A 24,361-nucleotide genomic window follows, 5' to 3' on the forward strand; every position below is an offset into this window, starting at 1 on the left:
AACTGCAGCTACTGCTCGCAGCCTGGACCGGCGCCTGCCCCACCTGCCACCGCGACATACCAGCACTCGCACCAACCTGACCAAGCCCTACTAGGACTCCGCCGGCCACCTGGATAGAGGCCGCCGGACCTGCGACGACCTCCGGGTCGTCACGGCGGTGGACTACTGTGCGCCCAAGGATCACGGTTGTATGTGACGCATAAGACATCTGGCCAGAACCCCCTATCGGGAACCGAGTACTGGTGGGTAACGTCCGGGCAGTCCAGTCGTGCTCACCCCCACTGAGCACTTGCCATTCTTGGACCGCAGCCGGTGCGTCACACAGAGCCGTGGCACCGGAGCCCGATGAGGAGCAGCAGTCTTGCGCGAGTTCAGCCTTCCGGCCCTGTACGAGGTCCCCTCGGACGGCAACCTGACGGATCTCATCCGCCGCAACGCCGCTCAGCATCCGGACGTCGCGGTGATGAGCCGCAAGGTGGCGGGCGGGTGGGCCGATGTCGACGCCGCACAGTTCCTGGCCGAGGTCAGAGGCGTCGCCAAGGGTCTGATGGCTGCGGGGATCGAAGCGGGCGACCGGGTGGCCCTGCTCTCCCGTACGCGCTACGAGTGGGTCCTGTTCGACTTCGCGATCTGGAGCGCCGGCGCGGTCACCGTGCCGGTGTACGAGACGAGCTCGCCCGAACAGATCCAGTGGATCCTCGGTGACTCCGGTACCACCCTGTGCGTCGTGGAGTCCGAGGCGCACCAGGCCTCCGTGGTCTCGGTCCAAGCGGATCTGCCGGCCCTGAAGGGCATCTGGCGGATCGACGACGACGCGGTCCGCGCCCTGTCGGCGATCGGCGAGGACATCTCGGACGCGGCCCTGGACCTGCGGATGGTGAGCGCCAAGGCGGACGACCCGGCCACCATCGTCTACACCTCGGGCACCACCGGCCGCCCGAAGGGCTGCGTGCTCACGCACCGCAGCTTCTTCGCGGAGTGCGGCAATGTGGTGGAACGGCTGAAGCCCCTCTTCCGTACCGGCGAGTGCTCGGTGCTGCTCTTCCTGCCCGCCGCGCATGTCTTCGGACGGCTGGTCGAGGTGGCCTCGGTGATGGCCCCGATCAAGCTCGGCTGCGTGCCGGACATCAAGAACCTCACCGATGAACTGGCCTCGTTCCGGCCGACGCTGATCCTCGGTGTTCCGCGCGTCTTCGAGAAGGTCTACAACGCGGCGCGTGCCAAGGCGCAGGCCGACGGCAAGGGCGGGATCTTCGACCGGGCCGCGAGCACGGCGATCGCCTACAGCCGCGCGCTGAGCACTCCCCAGGGCCCGTCCATGGGCATGAGGTTCAAGCACAAGCTCTTCGACCGGCTGGTCTACGGCAAGCTGCGGGCCGTGCTCGGCGGACGCGGCGAGTACGCGATCTCCGGCGGCGCACCGCTGGGCGAGCGGCTCGGCCACTTCTACCGCGGTATCGGCTTCACCGTCCTGGAGGGCTACGGCCTCACCGAGACCTGCGCGGCCACCGCCTTCAACCCGTGGGACCGGCAGAAGATCGGTACGGTCGGTCAGCCGCTGCCCGGCTCGGTCGTCCGGATCGCCGACGACGGCGAGGTGCTGCTGCACGGCGAGCACCTGTTCACCGGCTACTGGAACAACGAGACGGCGACGGCCGAGGCGCTGGCCGACGGCTGGTTCCACACGGGCGACATCGGCACGCTCGACGAGGACGGCTATCTCGCGATCACCGGCCGCAAGAAGGAGATCATCGTCACGGCGGGCGGCAAGAACGTCGCTCCGGCGGTGATCGAGGACCGCATCCGCGGGCACGCCCTGGTCGCCGAGTGCATGGTGGTCGGTGACGGCCGGCCGTTCGTGGGCGCGCTGGTCACGCTGGACGAGGAGTTCCTGGGCCGCTGGGCCGACGAGCACGGCAAGCCGGCCGGTTCGACGGCCGCGTCGCTGCGCGAGGACCCGGAGCTGCTCGCCGAGGTACAGCGGGCGGTGGACGACGGGAACGCGGCGGTGTCCAAGGCGGAGTCGGTGCGCAAGTTCCGCGTCCTGGCCTCTCAGTTCACCGAGGAGGCGGGCCACATCACGCCGTCACTGAAGCTGAAGCGGAATGTGGTGGCGAAGGACTTCGCGGACGAGATCGAGGCGATCTACCGGGGCTGACGGCCGGTTGCCGCAACCGCGGGCCGCACACCGAAGCCGATATCCCTTGGCCGGAAAACGACCTTGTGTCGCGCATCGGCCGGCGCAAGGGTCTGGATCACACCACTGATCCACCGTTCAGGGGGACTCCCCTGCGTGTTGCCTTCAAGCGGGCCGGCCCCATCATGACCACGGCCGTCTCCGCCTTCGTGGCGGTGTCCGCCACGGCCCAGGCCGCGGCCATCGCGGCCGGCCGATCCGGGGCAGCGCCGCGGGCAAGTGCGTGAAGTACGGGGGCACGGTCAACAGCGGTCCGGACGGACAGGCAGGCGCCGACGCCGACGGCGGACGCATGGGCTGGGGCAGCTGCGGCTGGGACACCGCCGCCTCCACCGGCCGGACAGCGACACCGCTGTCCGGCCGCGGTACGGGAACACCACCGCTCACCGGACGGGGCCGGTTCGGGCGGGCCTGAACGGAACCGGCCGGAGCTGCCTCAGAGCAGCGCCTTGAGCCTCTCGGCCAGCAGGTCCCAGCGCCACTTCTCCTCGACCCAGGCCCGCCCCCGCTCCCCCATCCGCCGCCGCAGCTCCGGGTCGCGGAGCAGGGTGACGATCCGGTCGGCCGACTCCTCCACGGAGCCGCCGCGCACCACCCACCCGGTCTCGCCGTCGAGCACGGCGTCCGGCGCGCCGCCCGAATCGCCCGCCACCACCGGCAGACCGGTCGCGGACGCCTCCAGGAAGACGATGCCGAGGCCCTCCACGTCGAGGCCGCCGCGACGGGTGCGGCACGGCATCGCGAAGACATCGCCCGCGCCGCAGTGGGCGGGCAGCTCCTCCCACGGCACCGGCCCGGTGAAGCGCACCGAGTCACCGACCCCCGTCCGGGCGGCCAGCCGCTTGAGCTCCTTGGCGTACGGTCCGCCGCCGACGATCAGCAGCACCGCGTCCGGTACCTGCGCCAGGATCGCGGGCATCGCGAGAATCAGCGTGTCCTGGCCCTTGCGCGGCACGAGCCGTGACACGCAGACGACGACGGGCCGGTCCGAGAGTCCGAGCCGGGCCCTGATCAGGTCCCCGCCGGAGTCCGGGTGGAAGGTCTTCTCGTCGACGCCGGGCGGCACCTGGACCATGCGGCTCGCCGCCTCCGGGGTGAGCGCGGTGGCGATCCGGGAGCGGGTGTACTCACCCAGATAGGTGATCGTGTCCGTGGTCTCGCCGATCCGGCCCAGCAGTTGGCGGGCCGCGGGCAGCTGGGCCCAGCCCGCCTCGTGTCCGTGCGTGGTGGCGACCAGCCGACGGGCGCCGGCCCTGCGCAGCGCCGGTGCCATCAGCCCGAGCGGGGCCGCGGCGCCGAACCAGACGGACCCGCAGCCGTGTATGCGCAGCAGGTTCACCGCGCGCCGGGTGACTCGTGGGGTCGGCAGCAGCATCGTCGCGCGGTCGCGGACGACGGTGAAGGGCTGCTCCGCGTCGAAGGCGGCGGTGGCGGCGACGCCTTCGGGGCCACGCTTCCAGGTGGAGGCATATACGACGATCTGTCCGGGGTCCAGGCGCAGTGCCATATTGTGCAGAAATGCCTGGATGCCACCGGGGCGGGGCGGGAAGTCGTTGGTCACGATCAGGGTCTTGTCCATCCGGTCCGACAGTACCGGGCATTCGGGTCGGAATGGCCCGCGCACCGACATGGCGGGCATCATGACCCCTCGTACGAGTACCCACCGACGAACGGATGAGGCGGTCATGACGGGATCGGCCGGCGCGCGGCCCGCTCTCGCGGTGTGGGTCCTCACCAGGGTCGCGCTGCTGCTCTGCGTCACCAAGGTGATCGCGCTGCCGGGCCCGGACGTGACCAGTGACGTCTCGGTGATCTACCACGGCTGGTCCGAGGTCCTGAAGAGCGGTACGTATCCCCGGTCCGATGTCACCTGGCAGTATCCGCCCCTCGCCGCGCTGGCGGTCCTCTCCCCCGCTCTGCTGCCCTTCCTGGACTACGCCTCGGCCTTCTTCGTCCTCGCATTCCTGTGCGACGGGCTGGTGCTGGGGCTGCTGCTGTACGCGGGCCGCCGGACCGGGCGGCGGGCGGCGGGCGCCTGGGTGTGGGTGGCGGGGGTTCCGCTGCTCGGTACGACCGCGTACGCCCGTTACGACGTGATGGTGACGGCGGTGGCGGTGGCGGCGCTGCTGGCGGGGGTGCGGCACCCCAGGGTGCTGGGGGCACTGGCCGCCGTCGGTGCGCTGCTCAAGGTGTGGCCGGTGCTGATCCTGGCCGGTACCCCGCGTGGGCCCCGGACGCGCCGGGCGTGGACGGCCGCGGCGGTGACGGCGGCCGGGCTGCTGCTGGTCTGCACCCTGGCGATGCCCGGTGCGCTGGCCTTCCTCGGCTTCCAGCGCGACCGGGGCACCGAGGTCGAGTCGCTCGGGGCGCTGGTCTTCCATGTGTGGCGGCGGTTCGGCTGGCAGGGCCGGGTGGATCTGCACTACGGCTCGCTGGAGTTCCTGGGGCCGCATGTGCCGCTGGTGAGCACGCTCGCCCTCGGTCTGTCCGTCGTCGCGTTCGGCTGGCTGCTGGTGTGGCGGCTGCGGGCCCGCGACTTCCGGGTGAGCACCCCGGCCGACGCGGCGTTCACGGCGGTGCTGCTGTTCACCACCACCAGCCGGGTGATCAGTCCTCAGTACATGCTGTGGCTGGTCGGCCTGGCGGCGGTCTGCCTGGTCTTCCGCGACAGCCGGATAGTGCTGCCGACCGGTCTGGTGCTGCTCGCCACGGGCCTGACGCAGTGGGAGTTCCCGTTCGGGTTCGTCCACGTGGTGGCCGGTGACACGACGGGCGTGACGCTGGTGTTCCTGCGCAACGGCCTCCTGGTCGCGGCGACGCTGATCGCCTGCCGACGGCTGTGGCGGCAGACGGTGTCCGGGGCTCCGCGCGACGGCCGCGAGGCACCGTCCTCCCGGCCGGACACCGGCCGGGAGGCGGAGCCCGTCGGCTCCTGAAACCGTGCGTCGCGCTCAGCCGAGCCGGGAGCGCAGGGACTCCCGCCACCGTGCCGTGAAGTCCTGCGGGGTCGTGGCGAGCACCTCCTGCATGGCCTGCTCCACCGCCCCGTCCCGCCCCGAGTGCCCTCCGACGGCGCGGTAGAACGCGAGCAGCTTCTCCTCGCCCCAGTGGTCGGCGATCAGCTCGCAGGCCAGCCAGCCGCCCTCGTACGCCTTCGCCAGGCGCGCGGAGTCGCCCGCGAAGCCGAAGTCCTCGTCCGTGGGGAGCCCGGCGGGCAGCTCGCCGCGCCGGACGGCGGCGGCCAGCTCGGGCGCGGCCTGTACGGCCGTACGGCCCTCGGCGCGGTAGGCCACCCAGTCGGCGAAACCCTCGGAGAGCCAGGTCGGGGTCGCGGCGGAGGTGCTGGTGCGGGTGGCGACATGGGTGATCTCGTGGGTGAGGACGACCCGCTGTCCGAGGGTGCCGAGCATGCCGTACGCCTGCGGATTGACGATCACCCGGTCCGCGGGGGCCCGGTCCGGACCACCGGTCCGCCCGGTGGTGACGGCCGCGATGCCCCGGTAGTTCGCCCCCGGCGACCCCAGCAGCCCCGCCATGTCCTCCACGGTGTGCGGTACGAGCACCAGCACACGCCCGGCCCAGTCCCGCGGCCACGCGCCGGAGACGGCGGGCACCGCGCGGTCCGCGGTCCGGGCGATCCGGCGCAGCTCCTCCTGCGTGCGGCCGACCCCGAGGACGAGACTGTGCCGTCCGCGTACCACCCGGACGTCGCCCTGCTGCCAGAGCAGCCCGCCGCCGTCCGCTCCCGCCCGGTCGCCGACGATGTACCAGCGGCCGTCGGCCCGGTCCCGTCGCAGGTCGAGCACCCGGTCCACGGAGGCCGGGGCGGCGTCGTAACCCTTGATCCGGTAACGCAGCCGGACGTCCGCGGTGACCCGGTCGGTGCCCTGTTCCCTCACGTCGGTCAGCAGGTACGTCCATGAGCTCAGCGGTACGTCCGCGAGGTTGTCCAGCTCCCGCCGCTGGGCCGTGCGCAGCCCGGTGGCCCTCGGGTCCACGGCGGCCAGATAGGCGTCCGTGTCGTGGTGCAGGACGGCGGCGGCGCGGCGGTCCAGGACGGCGCGGACGCCTCGGGCGGTGGACTCCGGGGCGGCCCCGTCGTCACCGGGGGCCGCGCAGGCGGAGGCGAGCAGCAGCCCGGCGAGCAGCACTCCCGTCGTGCGCCGCCCCGCAATACGTCCCCGCCTGTCGGTCACCCGGTCGAGGGTACGGGTCAGATGCGGGTGACCGAGGAGACGGGCATCATGCCGACGGGGTCGTAGCGCACCGGGGCCCCCGGGTACGGGGCATGGATCACCTGGCCGTTTCCGACGTACATTCCGATGTGGCCGGCGTCCGCGCGGTAGGCGACCAGGTCGCCGGGGCGGGCCTCGGAGAGCGGCACCCTGCGTCCCGCGTACCGCTGGGCCTGCGAGGTGCGCGGCAGGCTGACCCCGGCTTGGGCGTACGCCCACTGCATCAGCCCGGAACAGTCGAATCCGGCGGGTCCGTTGGCACCCCAGATGTACGGGCGGCCCAGTGCCCGGCGGACCGCCATGACGGCGACGGCCGCCCGTGCCGAGCCGGCCGGCAGCTCGGCCGTCACCGCAAACACGTCGTCGTGCCCGGAGCGCGAGGCGCGTTCGAAGGCCGCCCGGTCGGCGCGGGGCAGCGCGTCCAGCAGCTGTTTGGCCTGGGCGAGTTTACGTTCGACGGTGCGCTTGTGGCGGGTGGCGGCCGCCCGGCTCCGTTCCAGTTCGGCCAGCGCCCGGTCGGCCTCCGCGCGGGTCTGCACGAGTTGGCGCCGGGTCTGCTGGAGTTCCCGCACCTCGGTCGCCTGGCGCTCGGTCAGGCGCTCCAGTGTGGCGGCCCGGTCAAGGTAGCTGTCCGGATCGGAGGAGAGCAGCAGGGCGAGTGAGGGGTCGAGGCCGCCCGAGCGGTACTGCGCACTCGCCACCGAACCGAGCGCCGTCCGCATCCGGTTGAGGCGTTCCTGACCCCGGGCCGCCCGGTCCCGGGCCCGGTTCACCTCGCCGCGCAACCGGTCAACGTTCGCACCGGCCTCGTTGTACTGCTCGGTGGCCCGCTCGGCCTCGCCGTACAGCCGGTCGACCGTGGCCCTGGCGGCCCCGGGACCGTCCTGCGGGTCGGCGTTCGCGGTGGCCGCCCCGAGCGTGGCGGCCGCGGTCGCCGCCGCGGCCGACAGAACAGTGACCCGGGCACCCCGGTTGAGGCCGGGCTGTGTGGAACGGCGATGGGACACCACAGGACGCCGCACTCCCTTCCGCTGTACGCAGACGCGCGCAGCCCCTGCCGCCCGGGGTGGGCGGACCGACGACCGGGAGCTGCACGGCAGGCAGACAGTAGTCGGACGGTTACGGAGCGACCAAAGGCCGCGCCGGGCGGCAGGGTGGCGGAAACGACGACGCCCCGCCGGTGACCTGTGGTCTCCGGCGGGGCGGACGGTCTGCGCAGGCGCGGGAATTCGCCCGTTCGGGCGTCGTCAGCCGACGCGCACGCCGAACTGGAAGCTGCCCATGGTGTTCATCGACTCGTAGCGGACGAACGCGCCCGGGTACGGGGCGTGCAGGACGGTGTTGTTGCCCGCGTAGAGGCCCACGTGCTGGGTGTTGTTGAAGAAGACCAGGTCGCCCGGCTTCAGTGCGCCGCGCCCGATATGGGCGCCGTCGTTGACCTGGGTGTACGTGACCCGGGAGATGCTGACGTTGGCCTGGGCGTAGGCCCACTGGGTCAGCCCGGAGCAGTCGAAGGAGTCGGGGCCGGTGTGGCCGGAGGCGTACGGCTTGCCCACCTTGGTGCCGGCGGCCTGGAGGGCCGCGGAGCCGCGGGCGGAGGCGGGGACCTCGTTGCCCAGGTCGACCCGGTCGCCGGCGGCGCGGCTGGCGCGCTGGTTGTCCTCGCGCATCTTCGCACGCTCGGCCTCGGTCAGCGTGTTGAGCAGGCGCTGCGCCTCGGCCAGCTTGCCCTGGAGCTTCTTCTTCTTCTCACCGAGCGTCTTGCGTACGTCCGCAAGGTCGCCGAGCTTGTCCTGGGCCTCCTTGCGCTCCTGCGCGAGGACCCGCTGCTTCTCCTGGATCTTCTCCAGGGACTCGGTCTGCTTGGCCGTCAACTGGTCGAGGGCCGAAGCCTCGTCGAGGAAGGTGTCCGGGTTGGACGAGAGGAAGAGCTGCACCGACGGGTCGATGCCACCGGAGCGGTACTGCGCGGCGGCGAGCGAACCGAGGCCGTTGCGCAGATTGTTGATCTCCTGCTGGCCGCGGGCCACCTTGTCCTGCAGCGCGCCGACTTCCTTCTCCAGCTTCTTCTGCTTCTCCTTGGCGCCGTAGTACTGCTCGTTGGCCGCGCCGGCCTCGTGGTTGAGCTTCTCGACCTCCGCCTTGACCTCGCCCTTGGAGGGCTTCGGGTCGGCGTGGGCCGCCTGGGAGGTCAGGGCCACGGCCGCGGCGGCGGTCGCGGTGAGCACGGTCACACGGGCGCGGCTCGGCTGCTTGGGACGACGGTGGGACGCCACGAAGGCGAGCTCCTTCTTCCTCGAGCCGCCTACCGGGCTGTGGGGGATTCGGATCCCCGGCTCCGTGCACGTCACGGACTCGGCGGTTCCTTCGCTGTCACCCCGGATGGGTGATCAACCGTGCGAAGGTTCGAAGCCCGACCCTAGTGACCAACTTGTGATCAGTTCAAATCCTCATCAGAAAAATCTCGTCACACCAGGTACTTCTTTACCCACATCACACGGGGTGTAGCGGTGACTTGACGGTCCGTTCCCTGATTTCCGCAGCGTTCCGACAAGCGTCGCTAGACGCGCGAAAGGCGCTTCAGGAGCAAGACGGACGCAACGGGCCTGGCCCCCGCCTTCGCCACGCCGTCGGCCACTTCGCGATCGGTGGAGACCACCACGACGGGCCGGCCCGGCGGTTCGGCGCGGGCCAGTTGACGGATGAGCTCATCGGCGGTCACACCGGGCTTGCTGAACAGCACCCGGACCCCCCGCGGCGGCGCGAGCAGGACCGGGGCGGCCAGTTCGGCCCCGTCGAAGACACAGGTCATCTCCGCACCGGTCTGCGCCGCGAGCACCGCGAGACCACCCAGCAGCCTCAGCCGCTGCTTCTCCAGCGGCAGCTGCGGATAGCCGGTCTTGGTGACGTTGTAGCCGTCCACGATCAGATGCGCCTGCGGCAGCGCGAGCAACTGGTCGAGCAGAGCCGGATCGGTCTCCGAAAGGGCCCTGGCGGCAATGTCCTTGGGCGACATCCTGCCCGGCTCGACCGCGTCGACCCCGTCCGCGGGCCGGATCGAGGAGGGCGGCAGCGCCAGTTCGCGACGGAGCCCGCCGGCCGCGTCCAGCACGGTGTCCAGCAGCAGCCGCAGCCGCATGTCCTCGACCGAGCGGCCCTCCCTGGCTGCCCTGCGGCCCGCCTCGACGGACGCCTCGGCCTCACCGAGCCGCGCCTTGAGCCGACGGGTCTCGCTCTCCGCCGCGGAGACCTGGACGGCCGCCTCGGACCGTACGGTCTCGCTCTCGGCCCGGCTGCGACGCAACGCGGCCTCGCCACGCTTGACGTCGTTGACGGCACTGCGCAGTTTGCGCTGAAGCGACTCGGCCTCCTTGCGGGCCGCGTCCAGCTCGACGCGGAGCCGCTCGGTCTCGCTCTTCGTCTGGGAGCGGGCGTGGACGAGTTCCTCGCGCAGCCGTTCCAGTTCGCGGCGGCTCTCCTCGTCGGCACGCTCGGCGTCGGCACGCTGGGCCTCCTCGCCGGCGGCGGCGACCAGCTTCACCCAGCCCGTCGGGCGCAGCACATAGGCGGCGGCGGCCACATCGACGGGATCGGCGGCGGCGGGCGGCGCACCGGCCTCCAGCGCCGTGGTCAGCTCCGGCTGCTCCTCCCTGAGCCGATCGCCGATGCGCTGCCGGAACAGCGCGTCGCCCTCCAGGGCGGCCGCCATGGCGTTACCGGCGAACTTGGCGCGCCGGGTCGGGGTGAAGCGGGCGTACTGCCTCAGCTGAGCCGGGAGTTCGGTGACCGTCAGGCCGCCGAACGCGTCCGCGACCAGCGCGACGACCCGTCGCCGTACGCCTTCGGGCAGCGGGCGGTCGAGCGCCTCGACGGCGTCGCCGGCCGCCTCGGCCGACTCTGCGCCGCTAGCGGGCTGCTCCACCATCCGTCACCCCAAATTGTCTGTTCCGCACGGCTCCGTCAGGAGTCGGCACCCGGCCTGTCCACCAGTTCGATCTGGTCCACCGCGTTGCACCAACGGCAGCGCACCGACTCGATGGTCTCACTGACCACCTCGCGTTCCTCGACGGTGGACTCCCCGGCCAGGTCGAGATGGACATATTCGACAACCTTGGAGGAGCGGGTCACATCGAAGCGCGTGAGATTTCCGCAGAGCGTGCAGCGCCAGCGGGTCCCGTCGGTCATCCGGGGAACCGTCGTCATCGTTGCGTCCTCTTTCGTCGAGCCTCGTCGTGCTGCCTGCTTCAAGCATCTCGCGGTGCACCGTCGAACTGCGGATGTCCTGCCGTAACCCTACGGCCTCACCGCGTCACCCCGACACGGCGAGGCGCTCTGTCCCGTTCCCTCCGCTTGCGTCATGCTCTGTTCATGATCGATCGGCGGGCTGCGGGCTCCGGGTTGACCAGCGGGCTCCTACGGACGGTCACCTCGCGCGGACCGGTGGTGACCTATGCCCTGATCGCCCTGTGCTGTCTGATCTTCCTGATCAGCCCGCTCTCCGGCTTCGACTCCTCCTACGCCACCGCCGACGCCCTGCTCGCCGCCCAGGCCGGGTACTTCGAACGGTGGGGCGTGATCCCGAGCGAGCTGTGGGACGGTTCCACCCACGCCCTGCTCACCCCGCTCACCGCCCTCTTCGTGCACGGCAGCTGGCTGCATCTGCTGGGCAACATGCTCTTCCTCTACGTGTTCGGGGCGATGGCCGAGGAGCGCATGGGCCGTACCGAGTTCACCTTCTTCTACCTCGCGTGCGGCTATCTCGCCCTGGTCGCCTACGCCGCCGCGCACGCCACGTCCGACCAGACCCTCGTCGGCGCGTCAGGGGCGATCTCGGCGGTGCTCGGGGCCTTCCTGTACCTGTTCCCCAGGGCCCGGGTCACCAGCCTGTTCCCGTTCCTCTTCTTCCTGCCGCTGCGCTTCCCCGCCTGGATCGTGCTGATCTTCTGGTTCGTCCTGCAGTGGCTGGCGGTCCAGAGCGCGGGCAGCGGAGGGCCCGGTGTGGCCTATCTGGCCCATGTGGTCGGCTTCGCCCTCGGCTTCCTCTACGCCTGGGGACGTTATCGGCGTACGGATAGAGTGAAGACTCCAGCCACGGCCACCGAGGGAGAAAGCCAGCCGTGATCACCGCGATCGTGCTCATCAAAACCAGCGTGGACCGGATTCCCGAGATCGCCGAGGCCATCGCCGCGCTGGACAGCGTCAGCGAGGTCTTCTCGGTCACCGGTACGTACGACCTGATCGCCATGGTCCGGGTGGCCAAGCACGACAACCTGGCGGACGTCATCCCCGGCCGGATCAGCAAGATCCCCGGCGTCGAGGCCACCGACACGCACGTGGCCTTCCGTACGTACTCGCAGCATGACCTGGAGGCCGCCTTCGCCATCGGCCTCGACGCCTAGACACCCCCTGTTACGGCGTCACGCTTCGGCGGGGGACGGGCCACTCGGCTGCCCGTCCCCCGCCGAAGCGTGACGCACCCGTCAGAGCTGCGCCGCTCCCCGGTCCGGGACGCAGCGGCCGCCCTCGGTGCGGTACTTCCACTGAGCGCCCTTGCGCACCAGTTCCCCGACCGCGCGGACGAAGCGCTCGATGTGCTCGTCCGGCGTCCCGGCGCCGAAGCTCACCCGGATCGCGTTCAGGGGGAGCTCGCCCGGCTCGGTCTCCGGCGCGCCGCACTCGCCGACCTCCTGCGGGTCGCTGCCGAGCAGGGTGCGGACCAGCGGATGGGCGCAGAACAGGCCGTCGCGGACCCCGATGCCGTACTCGGCGGAGAGTGCGGCGGCGAAGTGCGAGCTGTTCCATCCCTCCACCACGAACGAGATCACGCCGACCCGCGGGGCGTCGTCGCCGAACAGCGAGAGCACCTTGACCTCGGGGACGTCGGCGAGACCGGCCCGGACCGCGGCGACGAGGTGCTGCTCCCGGGCGACGAGCTTGTCGAAGCCCGCCTCGGTGAGCGCCTTGCAGGCGGAGGCGATGGAGTACACGCCGATGACGTTGGGGGAACCGGCCTCGTGGCGGGCCGCGGTGGAGTGCCACTCGACATCCACCCCTCCGTCGGTACGGCGGGCGACCTTGCGGGAGGCGCCGCCGCCGGCCAGGTACGGCTCGGCGTCCTGCAGCCAGTCGGCCCGGCCCGCGAGCACACCCGAGCCGAACGGCGCGTAGAGCTTGTGTCCGGAGAAGGCCACCCAGTCGACGTCCAGCTCGGCGATGTCGACGGGGTGGTGCGGGGCGAGCTGCGCGGCGTCCAGCACGATCCGGGCGCCGTGCGCGTGCGCGGCGGCGGCCAGCTCCTTGACCGGCCACAGCTCACCGGTGACGTTGGAGGCACCGGTCACGCAGACCAGCGCGGGGCCGTAGGGCTCACGGTCGGCGAGCGCCCGCTCCAGCGTCTCGACCGCCTGGGCGGGCGTGCGCGGAGCGTTGAGGTAGGTCACCCGGGCGTCACGCCACGGCAGCAGCGAGGCGTGGTGCTCGGTCTCGTAGACGAAGACCTCGCAGTCGGCGGGCACGACGGCGGCCAGCAGATTGAGGGAGTCGGTGGTCGAGCGGGTGAAGATCACCTGGTCGTCGGCGCGGCAGCCGAGGAACTCCGCGACGGTCGCGCGGCTGTTCTCGAAGAGATCCGTGGAGAGCTGCGAGAGATACCCGGCGCCGCGGTGGACGCTGCCGTAGTACGGGGCGTACGCGGCGACGTCGTCCCAGACCCGCTGCAGGGCCGGGGCGCTGGCGGCGTAGTCGAGAGCGGCATACGCGACTTCACCGCCCGTTACCAGCGGAACCGTTACATCCTTGCCCAGAACCGGCAGCGGGGTACAAAGCGACTGGTCGGCGGCAGCGGTGAAGACAGACATGGCGAACTCCCGTAACAGGCAGGCGAATTGCATGCGCCGACGGATACGCGGCAGCGCAGCGGAAAGTGAAAAGGGGGTGCGGAGGAGGGCTGAGAAGCCCTATCGCATTCGCGTGCTCACAAGAGACTCCCTAGGGACCAGGACCCCGGGGGTTGGCATTCACAGATGCCGAGGGGCCCGCGCTTGCCGCAGACCTCGCTGCCTACGGCCTGGTCTTCACCCGGGGCACCCCGCCACGGACGGAGGGTTGCCGGACAGCGGGCCGGGGCCGTAGTCGCTGTCACTCATGACCTGTCCAGCATCTTGCCATACGCGGGAGAACGCGCAAGGCGCGGTCCAGGATCCGGACCGCGCCCCGCGTCACATGCCGTCCGCTCAGGCGTTGCTGACCGCCACCCAGCGCTCCAGCGCCTGCCGGGCCGCTCCCGAGTCGATGGACTCCGCGGCCTTCTCGATCCCGGCGGCGATCTGCTCGTTCAGCGTGCCGCCCGTCGGGTCCAGCGCGACCAGCGCCGCGGCCGAGTTGAGCAGCACGGCCTCCCGTACGGGCCCTTGCTCGCCGGCCAGCACCCGGCGGGCCACATCCGCGTTGTACGAGGCGTCGGCGCCGAGCAGCGCCTGTGGCGGCACCAGCTCCAGGCCGACGTCGCGCGGGTCGAACGCCTCCTCGCGCACCGATCCGTCCCGGACCACCCAGACCCGCGAGGTCGCGGTCGTCGTCAGCTCGTCCAGGCCGTCGTCACCGCGGAAGACCAGCGACGAATTGCCGCGCTCGGCGAGGACACCGGCGACGATGGGCGCCATGCGCAGGTCGGCGACGCCGATGGCCTGGGCGCGCACCTTCGCCGGGTTGGTGAGCGGCCCCAGGATGTTGAACGTCGTCGGGGCACCGAGCTCCTTGCGGGCCCTGGCCGCATAGCGCAGGGCGGGGTGGAACTTCACCGCGAAGCAGAGGGTGATGCCCGCTTCCTCGGCGACCTCGACGACCCGCTGCGCGCTGAGCTCCAGGTTGACGCCGAGCTTCTCCAGCACGTCGGAGGAACCGCTCGCCGACGAGGAGGCCCGGTTGCCGTGCTTGACGACCTTGGCGCCGGTGCCCGCGATGACGATCGCCGACATCGTGGAGATGTTGACCGTCTTGGCGAGGTCGCCGCCGGTGCCGACGATGTCGACCGTACGACCGGGTACGTGGATGGTGTGGGCGTGCTCGTACATCGCGCGCACCAGGCCCGACACCTCGTCGACCGTCTCACCCTTGGCGCGCAGGGCCACCGCGAAACCGGCGATCTGCACATCGCTCGCCTCGCCGCTCATGATGCGGTCCATCGCCCACGCGGTGTCGTCCGCGGTCAGGTCCTCGCCGCGCAGCAGGGGGTTCAGCAGGCCGGGCCAGGAGCGGTCCGCCACGCTGTCGCCGCCGACCGGGGTCACAACGTTCATGGTCCGCTCCTGGGGTCCACAGCCGAAAAAAGGGGTAAGCCCACCCTATCGAGCGCCACGGACAGCGAAGAGCCCCGTCCATCGGATGGACGGGGCTCCTGCTGTGGCGATCAGTTCAGGCGATCAGTGGTGACCGTGGCCGCTGGTGATCTCCTTGTACTCCTCGACGGTGGGCTTGGCGATCTGGTTGTCCTCGCCGTAGTAGCCCTTGCTGAGCCTGGCCCGCAGCTTCGTCAGAGCGGGCACCTTGCGCTCGACACCGTTCTCGTCGACCGTCGGGCCGATCTCGACCGGCTTGTACTGCTCGTGCGCGGTGAGCGTGTGCATCTGCTCGGGGCCGAGCGGCTCGTGGATCTCGACGAACTCACCGTGCGGCAGGCGCTTGATGATGCCGGACTCGCGTCCGTGCAGCACCTTCTCCTTGTCGCGCCGCTGGAGGCCGAGGCAGATCCGCCGGGTGGCGATGAACGCGATGACCGGTCCGACGAAGATGAAGATCCGGACGAACCAGGAGATGGCGTTCAGCGACAGGTGGAAGTGCGTGGCCCACAGGTCGTTGCCACCGCCGATGAAGACGATGACGTACTCGGTGATCCAGGCGACGCCGAAGGCCGTCCGGGTCGGAGCGTTGCGCGGGCGGTCCAGGATGTGGTGCTCGCGCTTGTCCCCGGTGACCCAGGACTCGACGAACGGGTAGACCGCGATGATCGCGAGCACCAGTCCGAAGGCCATCAGCGGGATGAACACACCCAGGACGAGCGTGTGACCCCAGAGGTTGATCTCCCAGCCAGGCATCACTCGGATCAGACCCTCGGCGAAGCCCATGTACCAGTCGGGCTGGGCGCCGGTGGACACCTGGTCCGGGCGATACGGGCCGATGGCCCAGATCGGGTTGATCGAGGCGATGGCCGCGATGATGGCGATGATGCCGAAGACCAGGAAGAAGAAGCCACCGGCCTTCGCCATGTACACCGGCAGCAGCGGCATACCGACGACGTTCTTGTTGGTGCGGCCCGGACCCGCGAACTGCGTGTGCTTGTGGTAGAAGACCAGGATCAGGTGCGCCACCAGCAGGCCGAGCATGATGCCCGGCAGCAGCAGGATGTGGATCGAGTAGAACCGGGCGACGAAGTCGTGACCGGGGAACTCTCCGCCGAACAGGAACATCGAGATGTACGTGCCGACGATCGGCGTCGACAGGATCGCGCCCTGGGTGAAGCGGACACCCGTACCGGAGAGCAGGTCGTCCGGGAGCGAGTAGCCGGTGAAGCCGGTGAACATACCCAGCACGAACAGCAGGAAGCCGAACAGCCAGTTGATCTCACGCGGCTTGCGGAACGCACCCGTGAAGAACACGCGCATCATGTGCACGAACATGCCGGCCAGGAAGATCAGCGCGGCCCAGTGGTGGATCTGCCGGACCAGCAGACCACCGCGGACGTCGAAGCTGATGTCCAGCGTCGAGGCGTAGGCCTCGGACATCCGGATGCCCTGCATCGGCTCGTACGAGCCGTGGTACACGACTTCGTTCATGCTCGGGTGGAAGAACAGCGTCAGATACACACCCGTGAGGATGATGATGATGAAGCTGTAGAGGGCGATCTCACCGAGCATGAAGGACCAGTGGTCCGGGAAGATCTTGCGCATGTTGGACTTGGCCAGGGAGTAGATCCCGAGCCGGCCGTCCGCCCAGTCGGCCACCCGCTCACCGGCGGGCGCCTTGCGATTGCCCGGTGCCGCGGCACCGGGTGTGTTCGTGGTCGCAGTACTCATCCGCGCTCCCAGAATGCAGGACCGACGGGCTCTTCGAAGTCACCGAGCGCCTCGAGGTTGCCCTCGCTGTTCACACCGATCCGCAGCTGCGGAAGGGCGTGACCGGCCGGACCGAAGATGACGCGGGCGCCGTCGGAGAGGTCGAAGGTGGACTGGTGGCACGGGCAGAGCACGTGGTGCGTCTGCTGCTCGTACAGGCTGATCGGGCAGCCGACGTGCGTGCAGATCTTGGAGAAGGCCACGATGCCCTCGTGGGCCCACTCGCGCTCGCGCTTGTCCTTGATGTTCTTCGGCTCGATGCGGATGATCATCAACGCGGCCTTGGCGATCTGGTTCTGGAAGTCCTCCGCCTCCTCCGACAGGCCCTCGGGCATGGCGAAGGTCAGCGAACCGACGGCGACGTCCTCGGGACGCAGCGGCTCCATCGTGTTCATGTTGATGAGCTGCTTGCCCTTGGCCCACAGGGTGTTGCGGAGCTTCTTCTCCGGCAGCGGACCGAGGTCGCGCAGCAGCACCACACCGGAGAGCGGCACCAGGGCCAGCGCGCCGAACATGGTGTTGCGGATCAGCTTGCGCCGGCCGAACGCGGACTCCTCGGCACCTGCCGCGAAGTCGGCGAGAACCTTCGCCTTGACCTCGGGCGTGGCCTCGATGGCGTGCCGGTCGTCGGCGACCTCCACGTCGGACATCAGGGTGCGCGCCCAGTGGACGGCACCCGCGCCGATCGCGAAGAGGGCCACGCCCAGGGTCAGGCCCAGGGAGAAGTTGAGCGCGCTCACATGGCCGAAGGGCCAGATGTACACGATCTTGTCGACCGGGAAGATGACGTACGAGGCGATGAAGCCGACCGTCGCCAGCATGGACAGCGTGAACATGAACGCGACGGCGCGCTCGGAGCGCTTCGCGGCCTGTTCGTCGATGTCCTGGATGCGCGGCTTGTGGGCCGGCAGCCCCGGGTCGGCGAACGGGTCGTCCGCGACCTCTACCGCGCCGTGCGCGGTGCCCTGCTCAGCAGGCAGGTTCTCGTCTGGAATCTCTTGGCTACTCATGACTTCTTGGCCTTAGCGGTGTGGGCCGCGACCCAAATGGCAACTGCGATCAGTGCGCCGAGTCCGAAGATCCAGGCGAACAGGCCCTCGCTGACCGGCCCCAGGCCGCCCAGCGTGAGACCGCCCGGGTTCTCGGTCTGGGCGCCGTTCACGGTCTGCACGTACGCGATGATGTCCCGCTTCTGCTGCTCGGGCATCGTCGTGTCCGGGAAGGACGGCATGCTCTGCGGACCGGTCTGCATGGCCTCGTAGAGGTGCTTCGGGCTCACGCCTTCGAGGCTGGGCGCGTACTTGCCGTTCGTCAGCGCACCACCCTGGCCGGTGAAGTTGTGGCACTGCGCGCAGTTGGTGCGGAACAGTTCGCCACCCTTGGCGATGTCCGCGCCGTCAGGGCTGACCTGGCTCTTGGTCGGAACGATCGGACCGGCGCCCAGCGACGCGACGTATGCCGCGAGCTGGTCGATCTCGGCCTGGTTGTAGATGACCTTCTTCTTCGGTACCTGGGCACCCGGCTGCTGCGCCGGCATGCGTCCCGTACCGACCTGGAAGTCCACGGCGGCGGAGCCCACGCCGACCAGGCTCGGCCCGTCGGTGGTGCCCTGACCGCCGGTCCCGTGGCAGCTGGCGCAACCGACGGAGTACAGCTTCTTGCCCTCGTCGATGGCAAGGGACTGGGCGGTGTCGTCGGCCTGCGCCTTACTCGCGGGCGCAAACGCGGCGTACAGCCCCCCAGTGGCCGCCAGCGCGAGGAGTAGTACGACGACCGCCGCCAACGGATGGCGTCGTCGTGCGGAGAGCTTTTTCACGGATTACCCCGGTGTCAGGATCTTCTGCGTCGATGCTGGATGTGGTTCGGGTTCGAGCCCGGTTACTTGATCATGTAGATCGTGGCGAAGAGGCCGATCCACACGACATCGACGAAGTGCCAGTAATAGGACACGACGATGGCGGCGGTGGCCTGTTCGTGGGTGAACCTCTTGGCTGCGTACGTCCTGCCCAGAACGAGCAGGAAGGCGATGAGCCCGCCTGTCACGTGCAGCCCGTGGAAGCCGGTCGTCAGGTAGAACACCGAGCCGTACGGGTCGGAGGACAGCGAGAGGCCGTCCTTCTTCACCAGCTCGGTGTACTCGAAGACCTGGCCTCCGATGAAGATCGCACCCATCACGAAAGTGATCACGAACCAGGTACGGAGCTTCTTCACATCGCCCCGCTCCGCGGCGAAGACGCCGAGCTGGCAGGTGAGTGAGGAGAGCACCAGGATCGTGGTGTTCGTCGCGGAGAACGGGAAGTTCAGGGCCGAAGCCATTTCCTTCCAGTGGTCCGGTCCCATCACCGATCGCAGGGTGAAGTACATCGCGAAGAGGGCCGCGAAGAACATCAGCTCGGAACTCAACCAGATGATGGTTCCGACGCTGGTGAGGTTCGGTCGATTGACCGACGGGTGCGCGTGCCCGGTTTCTACTGTCGTTGCTGTCGCCACGACCGACATTATGTCGGTCCCTTATCCCGCCCTCACTCCGGGGGGTGCCGTTCGGTGTGTCAACAGGGTGTGCCCTCCCCGAACGGCCCATGAATCCGCTGTCCCGGGCGGTGCTGACAGGCCATCGGGCGGAGTACGATCCGCGCATCGGTTCATGCCCGGAAAGCCCCGAAGACACAGATGTCACGGAGGAACAATGCAGCCGACCGCCACGGTCCTGGTCTACAGCGACGACGCCAACACCCGTGAGCAGGTGAGGCTGGCAGCCGGGCGCAGGCCAGCTGCCGACGTGCCGCCGGTGGAGTTCTTCGAGTGCGCCACCCTGCCCGCCGTCCTGGAGGCACTGGACAACGGCGGCATCGATGTCTGCGTGCTGGACGGCGAGACGGCGCCCGCGGGCGGTATGGGCGTCTGCCGGCAGATCAAGGACGAGATCTTCCACTGCCCGCCCGTACTGCTGCTGATCGGGCGCCCGCAGGATGCCTGGCTGGCCACGTGGAGCCGGGCGGACGCCGCGGTGACCCTGCCGGTCGAACCGGTCGAGTTCGCGGACGCCCTGGCCGCCCTGCTGCGCAACAGGCTCTGCGCGGACGCCTGAGAGCCTGTCGGGTGACCTCTGATCGGGCGGTCACGCCCTGGCACGCACGCACCAGACCGCGTCCGCTGTCCGATCGAAGGCCACCCGACAGGCTCTGAGGCCCGCCGCGGATCCGTCCGCGGTACCGCTGAGGGGCGGCGCACCCCCGGGGCCGGTCAGACCTCGGGGCGCAGTCGCGCCGCCTGGATCGTGTCCGTGCGGTCCGGGGTGGCGCTCTTCTGCAGTGCGCTGCCCTTCAGCCATTTGGCCCAGGAGAGGTTCCAGTCGCCGTAGCCGTTGTCGAACGGCGTCATCGTCTCGCCCTGGCTGCCGACGACCTGGACGATGTCGCCCGTGCGCACGGTGTTGTAGAACCACTCGGCCAGGCCGGTGGTCATGCCCGTACAGCCGTGGCTGACGTTCGCGTACCCCTGCGAACCGGTGGACCAGGGAGCCGCGTGCACGTACTCGCCGCTCCAGGTCACGCGCGTCGCGTAGTAGACCATCAGGTCGTACCCGTCGGACGAGTTCTGCGAGATGCCGATCGTCTCGCCGCGCATGCGTACGGCGTACTCCTTGCTCAGCACGACCTTGACACCGTTTCGGGTGGCGAAGCCCGGTTTGCCGGTGGTCACCGGAATGGTGTTGATCACTTTCCCGTCGCGCTTGACCGTCATCGTGTGCGCGGCAGCGTCGGTGATGGCCTCGATGCGGTCGCCCGTGGTGAGCCTCAGTGCCTTCGTGGGGGCCCCGTACAGGCCGTCGGTGACCTTGGCGCCGGCCAGGCCGCTGGTGACGTCGATGGTGGCCTTGGCGGGCCAGTACTCCTTGGGGCGGTAGTGCAGGGTCTTGTCGTCGACCCAGTACCAGGAGCCGGTCACTGCGGGCGTGGAGCGGACCCGCAGGGCGCGCTCCACGATGGCCCTGGACGCCTTGTCCTTGATCGGAGCGCTGAGTTCCGCCGTGATGGGCTGTCCGACGCCGTAGGTGCCCGCCTGAGGGCCGAAGGCGACCTTCAGGAACTTCTTGGCGGAGGTGGTCCCGAAGGAGAGCGTACGGCTGCCCGGATCGCCGTCGCCGTCCTCCATGCTGACCCGGACCGTGTAGCGGGTGCCGGCGGCGAGCGGGGAGGTGGCGTGCCAGCGCCTCCCGTCGGCGTCGAGCTCGCCCGCCAGATGGCGTCCTGCCGTGTCCACGGCCGTGACGTCCGTGATCCGGCCGTCGTCGCCGTCGACGGTGAGTTCGAGCGGCTTGTCGGAGTCGACCTTCTCGTCTCCGTCGGAGATGTTGGCGGAGATCTCGTCCACGGCGTCGTACGGTTTCGCCGCGAGCGGGTGGCCGTCGGACCCCCCGCACGCGGTCACACCTGCGACCAGGGTCACGACCAGCAGAGTGCAGCTCACTACGGGGCGGAAGCGCGGCGTGTGGTTCATGAACCCACGCTATGAAGATTCATCCCTATCAGCGCGCGATGTGACTGCAAACGGGGGGCCTGTACCTCTTTTGGTGGAGAAGTACAGGCCCCCCGTCAGGTGGAGCGGTGACGCGAGGTCACTGGGTGCGGTTCTCACCGCGGTAGTACTCGAAGACCCAGCCGAACAGACCGATCAGGATGACCGGGGCCGAGAAGTAGAGCAGCCACCAGCCGAAGACGATGCCCAGGAAGGCCAAGGCGCCGCCGCTCGCCAGCGCGAGCGGCTGCCAGCTGTGCGGGGAGAAGAACCCCACCTCGCCGGCCTCGTCCGCGACATCGGCTTCCTTGTTGTCCTGCGCCATGGCGTCGACCCGCCGCGCCGTGAAGGCGAGGTAGAAGCCGATCATGACGCTCAGGCCGAAGCCCAGGACGAGCGCGGTGGTGCCCGCCGGCTCCTTCGACCACACGCCGTACGTGATGGCCATGGCGAGGATGAAGACGCTCAGCCAGATGAACATCTTGCCCTGGATATTCACTTGCCGGCCTCCTTGCCACCAGCGAGGGCCTTGTCATCCTCGGAGTGGTGCTCCAGCTGTTCGAGCGCCGAGATCTCCGGGTGGTGCAGGTCGAACGCCGGGGATTCGGAACGGATCCGCGGCAGGGTGAGGAAGTTGTGCCGCGGCGGCGGGCACGAGGTCGCCCATTCCAGCGAACGGCCGTAGCCCCACGGGTCGTCGACCTCGATCTTCTTGCCGTACTTGGCGGTCTTCCACACGTTGTAGAAGAACGGCAGCATCGACAGACCGAGCAGGAACGAGGAGATCGTCGAGATCGTGTTCAGCGCGGTGAAGCCGTCCGCGGCGAGGTAGTCCGCGTAACGACGCGGCATGCCCTCGGCACCCAGCCAGTGCTGCACCAGGAACGTGCCGTGGAAGCCCACGAACAGCGTCCAGAACGTGATCTTGCCGAGCCGCTCGTCCAGCATCTTGCCGGTGAACTTCGGCCACCAGAAGTGGAATCCGGAGAACATCGCGAAGACCACGGTGCCGAAGATGACGTAGTGGAAGTGCGCGACGACGAAGTACGAGTCCGAGACGTGGAAGTCCATCGGGGGCGACGCCAGGATCACACCGGTCAGACCACCGAAGGTGAAGGTGATCAGGAAGCCGACAGCCCAGAGCATCGGTGTCTCGAAGGACAACGATCCCTTCCACATCGTGCCGATCCAGTTGAAGAACTTCACACCGGTCGGTACCGCGATGAGGAATGTCATGAACGAGAAGAACGGCAACAGCACACCGCCGGTGACGTACATGTGGTGCGCCCACACGGTCACGGAGAGGCCTGCGATGGCGATCGTCGCGCTGATCAGACCGATATAGCCGAACATCGGCTTTCGACTGAACACCGGAATCACTTCGGAAATGATTCCGAAGAACGGCAAGGCGATGATGTACACCTCTGGATGGCCGAAGAACCAGAAGAGGTGTTGCCAGAGCAATGCGCCGCCATTGGACGCGTCGAACACATGCGCACCGAACTTGCGGTCCGCCTCCAGCGCGAAGAGCGCGGCGGCGAGGACCGGGAAGGCCAGCAGGACCAGCACACCGGTCAGCAGGACGTTCCAGACGAAGATCGGCATGCGGAACATCGTCATGCCGGGAGCACGCATGCAGATGATCGTGGTGATGAAGTTGACCGAACCGAGGATCGTGCCGAAGCCGGAGAAGGCCAGACCCATGATCCACATGTCGGCGCCGACACCCGGCGAACGGACCGCGTCCGAGAGCGGGGAGTAGGCGAACCAGCCGAAGTCGGCCGCACCCTGCGGGGTGAGGAACCCGGCCACCGCGATGATCGAGCCGAAGAGGTACAGCCAGTACGCGAACATGTTCAGCCGCGGGAACGCCACGTCGGGCGCGCCGATCTGCAGCGGCATGATCCAGTTCGCGAACCCGGCGAACAGCGGCGTCGCGAACATCAGCAGCATGATCGTGCCGTGCATCGTGAACGCCTGGTTGAACTGCTCGTTCGACATGATCTGCGTGCCGGGACGGGCCAGCTCGGCGCGCATGAAGAGCGCCATCAGACCGCCGATGCAGAAGAACGCGAACGATGTGACCAGGTACATCGTGCCGATCGTCTTGTGGTCAGTGGTGGTCAGCCACTTGATGACGACGTTTCCCGGCTGCTTGCGCCGGACCGGCAGCTCGTCCTCGTACGAGTCGTCTGCTGCCGCGGCACCCTGAGGTTCGTTGAGGATGCTCACAGTTTGTTCGTCTCCGCATTCCTGGCCGGGTCAGTCTGCGCGATGCCGGCCGGCACGTAGCCCGTCTGGCCCTTCTTCGCCAGCTCCTTGAGGTGCGCCTGGTAGCGCTCCGGGGAGACGACCTTGACGTTGAAGAGCATCCGGGAGTGGTCGACGCCGCAGAGCTCGGCGCACTTGCCCAAGAAGGTGCCCTCCTGGTTGGGAGTCACCTCGAAGGCATTGGTGTGGCCCGGAAAGACGTCCTGCTTCATGAGGAACGGGACCACCCAGAAGGAGTGGACGACGTCACGCGAAGTCAGGATGAAGCGGACCTTCTCGCCCTTCGGCAGCCACAGGGTCGGACCCGGGTTGCCGGTCTGCGGGTTCCGCGTTCCCGGGATGCCGTAGTCGTAGACGCCTTCCGCACCCTTGGGGAAGTCCTTCCGGAACCTGTCCGGGATGGCGTCGAGTTCCTTGGGGATCTTGTTGCCCGTGGCGGTCGAGCCGTCCACGTTCTCGATGTAATTGAATCCCCAGCTCCACTGGTAGCCGACCACGTTGATGGTGTGGGCGGGCTTCGGGGAGAGCGTGAGGAGCTTCGATTCATCGCGCGCGGTGAAGTAGAACAACACCGAGACGATGATCAGAGGGACCACGGTGTACAGCGCCTCGATGGGCATGTTGTACCTGGTCTGCGGAGGAACCTCGACCTTGGTGCGACTGCGCCGGTGGAAGATGACGCTCCACAGGATCAGGCCCCAGACCAGCACGCCCGTGGCGAGCGCTGCCGCCCACGAGCCCTGCCAGAGGGAAAGGATCCGTGGTGCCTCTTCCGTTACCGGGGTAGGCATACCAAGACGGGGAAAGTCCTTGTATGTGCAACCGGTGGCGGTCGCCAGGACCAGGCCCGCAGTCAGCACCTGCGGCAGCTTCCGCCGCATCGGGCGCCGCGACGAGCGGTCGGAGCCGTTGGGACTCACGTAGCGCCTTCCCGAGAGTCTCGCCCGCGCGGTCGGCGCGGCCGTCTCTCTGGTCGGTCGCCGCCCTGACGCGGGCAGGGGTTTGGATGTTTATGCGGACCAAACCCTACT

Annotated in this window: 22 protein-coding genes and 1 riboswitch; of the genes, 6 read left to right on the forward strand and 16 right to left on the reverse strand. The window is 69.1% G+C overall.

The annotated features are described in order from the left end of the window. Positions 1–361: 361 nt before the first annotated feature. Both ACZ68L_RS35920 and ACZ68L_RS35925 read left to right on the forward strand, forming a co-directional pair. On the forward strand, positions 362–2,158 hold the full coding sequence (locus tag ACZ68L_RS35920; protein ID WP_469585908.1) for an AMP-dependent synthetase/ligase: 1,797 nt from the start codon (positions 362–364) through the stop codon (positions 2,156–2,158). Between the two features lie 262 nt (positions 2,159–2,420). Then, positions 2,421–2,612 (forward strand): hypothetical protein, encoded by a 192-nt coding sequence (locus ACZ68L_RS35925; protein ID WP_469585911.1) that lies wholly within the window; start codon positions 2,421–2,423, stop codon positions 2,610–2,612. A 21-nt stretch (positions 2,613–2,633) separates the two neighbouring features. Here ACZ68L_RS35925 and ACZ68L_RS35930 read toward each other — a convergent pair whose 3' ends face one another. Beyond that, a complete protein-coding gene (locus ACZ68L_RS35930; RefSeq protein WP_469585913.1) occupies positions 2,634–3,776 on the reverse strand; it encodes a glycosyltransferase family 4 protein in 1,143 nt (380 codons plus the stop codon). Positions 3,777–3,882: 106 nt separating this feature from the next. Here ACZ68L_RS35930 and ACZ68L_RS35935 point away from each other — a divergent pair, with 106 nt between their 5' ends. Continuing rightward, positions 3,883–5,133, forward strand: coding sequence for a glycosyltransferase 87 family protein (locus ACZ68L_RS35935; protein WP_469585916.1), 1,251 nt, complete (start codon positions 3,883–3,885; stop codon positions 5,131–5,133). Between the two features lie 15 nt (positions 5,134–5,148). Here the strand turns inward: ACZ68L_RS35935 and ACZ68L_RS35940 are convergent, their stop codons facing one another. The 5 genes from ACZ68L_RS35940 to ACZ68L_RS35960 form a co-directional block, all read right to left on the reverse strand. Continuing rightward, positions 5,149–6,393, reverse strand: a complete 1,245-nt coding sequence (locus tag ACZ68L_RS35940) for a hypothetical protein (RefSeq protein ID WP_469585919.1) — start codon at positions 6,391–6,393, stop codon at positions 5,149–5,151. Positions 6,394–6,410: 17 nt separating this feature from the next. After that, on the reverse strand, positions 6,411–7,442 hold the full coding sequence (locus ACZ68L_RS35945) for a C40 family peptidase (RefSeq protein WP_469585922.1): 1,032 nt from the start codon (positions 7,440–7,442) through the stop codon (positions 6,411–6,413). 237 nt (positions 7,443–7,679) lie between these two features. Next, the gene (locus tag ACZ68L_RS35950) at positions 7,680–8,708 is read right to left on the reverse strand and encodes a C40 family peptidase (RefSeq protein ID WP_469585925.1); all 1,029 of its coding nucleotides are present in this window, start codon (positions 8,706–8,708) and stop codon (positions 7,680–7,682) included. 284 nt (positions 8,709–8,992) lie between these two features. After that, positions 8,993–10,354 carry an NYN domain-containing protein gene (locus tag ACZ68L_RS35955; RefSeq protein ID WP_469585928.1) on the reverse strand — a complete coding sequence of 454 codons (1,362 nt, stop codon included), beginning with the start codon at positions 10,352–10,354 and terminating at the stop codon, positions 8,993–8,995. 38 nt (positions 10,355–10,392) lie between these two features. Further along, positions 10,393–10,635, reverse strand: coding sequence for a hypothetical protein (locus ACZ68L_RS35960; protein ID WP_469585930.1), 243 nt, complete (start codon positions 10,633–10,635; stop codon positions 10,393–10,395). Between the two features lie 165 nt (positions 10,636–10,800). Between ACZ68L_RS35960 and ACZ68L_RS35965 the strand changes: the two genes are divergently transcribed. After that, positions 10,801–11,553 carry a rhomboid family intramembrane serine protease gene (locus tag ACZ68L_RS35965; RefSeq protein WP_469585932.1) on the forward strand — a complete coding sequence of 251 codons (753 nt, stop codon included), beginning with the start codon at positions 10,801–10,803 and terminating at the stop codon, positions 11,551–11,553. Next, the gene (locus ACZ68L_RS35970) at positions 11,550–11,831 is read left to right on the forward strand and encodes an Lrp/AsnC family transcriptional regulator (protein WP_469585934.1); all 282 of its coding nucleotides are present in this window, start codon (positions 11,550–11,552) and stop codon (positions 11,829–11,831) included. The genes ACZ68L_RS35965 and ACZ68L_RS35970 overlap by 4 nt, the downstream gene beginning before the upstream one ends. A gap of 81 nt (positions 11,832–11,912) precedes the next feature. Here the strand turns inward: ACZ68L_RS35970 and ACZ68L_RS35975 are convergent, their stop codons facing one another. The 6 genes from ACZ68L_RS35975 to ctaE all read right to left on the reverse strand — a co-directional run bounded on the left by ACZ68L_RS35975 (position 11,913) and on the right by ctaE (position 19,040). Further along, on the reverse strand, positions 11,913–13,289 hold the full coding sequence (locus ACZ68L_RS35975; protein WP_469585937.1) for an aminotransferase class V-fold PLP-dependent enzyme: 1,377 nt from the start codon (positions 13,287–13,289) through the stop codon (positions 11,913–11,915). A gap of 174 nt (positions 13,290–13,463) precedes the next feature. Next, a riboswitch (SAM riboswitch) is annotated at positions 13,464–13,581 on the reverse strand. An 83-nt stretch (positions 13,582–13,664) separates the two neighbouring features. After that, positions 13,665–14,729, reverse strand: coding sequence for an anthranilate phosphoribosyltransferase (gene trpD, locus ACZ68L_RS35980; protein WP_469585939.1), 1,065 nt, complete (start codon positions 14,727–14,729; stop codon positions 13,665–13,667). A 123-nt stretch (positions 14,730–14,852) separates the two neighbouring features. Next, positions 14,853–16,502 (reverse strand): cytochrome bc1 complex cytochrome b subunit, encoded by a 1,650-nt coding sequence (gene qcrB, locus ACZ68L_RS35985; protein ID WP_469585943.1) that lies wholly within the window; start codon positions 16,500–16,502, stop codon positions 14,853–14,855. Continuing rightward, on the reverse strand, positions 16,499–17,551 hold the full coding sequence (gene qcrA, locus ACZ68L_RS35990; protein ID WP_469585944.1) for a cytochrome bc1 complex Rieske iron-sulfur subunit: 1,053 nt from the start codon (positions 17,549–17,551) through the stop codon (positions 16,499–16,501). Before qcrA ends, qcrB begins: the two co-directional genes overlap by 4 nt. Continuing rightward, positions 17,548–18,357, reverse strand: coding sequence for a cytochrome bc1 complex diheme cytochrome c subunit (gene qcrC, locus ACZ68L_RS35995; RefSeq protein ID WP_469585947.1), 810 nt, complete (start codon positions 18,355–18,357; stop codon positions 17,548–17,550). The genes qcrA and qcrC overlap by 4 nt, the downstream gene beginning before the upstream one ends. Positions 18,358–18,419: 62 nt before the next feature. Next, entirely contained in the window at positions 18,420–19,040 is a 621-nt protein-coding gene (ctaE, locus tag ACZ68L_RS36000; protein WP_093893621.1) for an aa3-type cytochrome oxidase subunit III, read from the reverse strand. Between the two features lie 187 nt (positions 19,041–19,227). Between ctaE and ACZ68L_RS36005 the strand changes: the two genes are divergently transcribed. After that, complete coding sequence (locus ACZ68L_RS36005) at positions 19,228–19,629, forward strand: hypothetical protein (RefSeq protein ID WP_469585949.1); 402 nt, start codon at positions 19,228–19,230, stop codon at positions 19,627–19,629. Positions 19,630–19,784: 155 nt separating this feature from the next. Here ACZ68L_RS36005 and ACZ68L_RS36010 read toward each other — a convergent pair whose 3' ends face one another. From ACZ68L_RS36010 to ctaC, 4 genes are all read right to left on the reverse strand, one after another. After that, a complete protein-coding gene (locus tag ACZ68L_RS36010; RefSeq protein WP_469585951.1) occupies positions 19,785–21,041 on the reverse strand; it encodes a L,D-transpeptidase in 1,257 nt (418 codons plus the stop codon). A gap of 118 nt (positions 21,042–21,159) precedes the next feature. Continuing rightward, a complete protein-coding gene (locus ACZ68L_RS36015) occupies positions 21,160–21,558 on the reverse strand; it encodes a cytochrome c oxidase subunit 4 (RefSeq protein WP_469585953.1) in 399 nt (132 codons plus the stop codon). Then, the gene (gene ctaD, locus ACZ68L_RS36020) at positions 21,555–23,291 is read right to left on the reverse strand and encodes an aa3-type cytochrome oxidase subunit I (protein WP_361442446.1); all 1,737 of its coding nucleotides are present in this window, start codon (positions 23,289–23,291) and stop codon (positions 21,555–21,557) included. Before ctaD ends, ACZ68L_RS36015 begins: the two co-directional genes overlap by 4 nt. Continuing rightward, positions 23,288–24,250: an aa3-type cytochrome oxidase subunit II gene (gene ctaC / locus ACZ68L_RS36025; RefSeq protein WP_469585956.1), complete on the reverse strand. Its 963-nt coding sequence runs from the start codon at positions 24,248–24,250 to the stop codon at positions 23,288–23,290. Before ctaC ends, ctaD begins: the two co-directional genes overlap by 4 nt. Positions 24,251–24,361 lie beyond the last annotated feature (111 nt).

This window comes from Streptomyces sp. NPDC104309 (assembly GCF_055584025.1).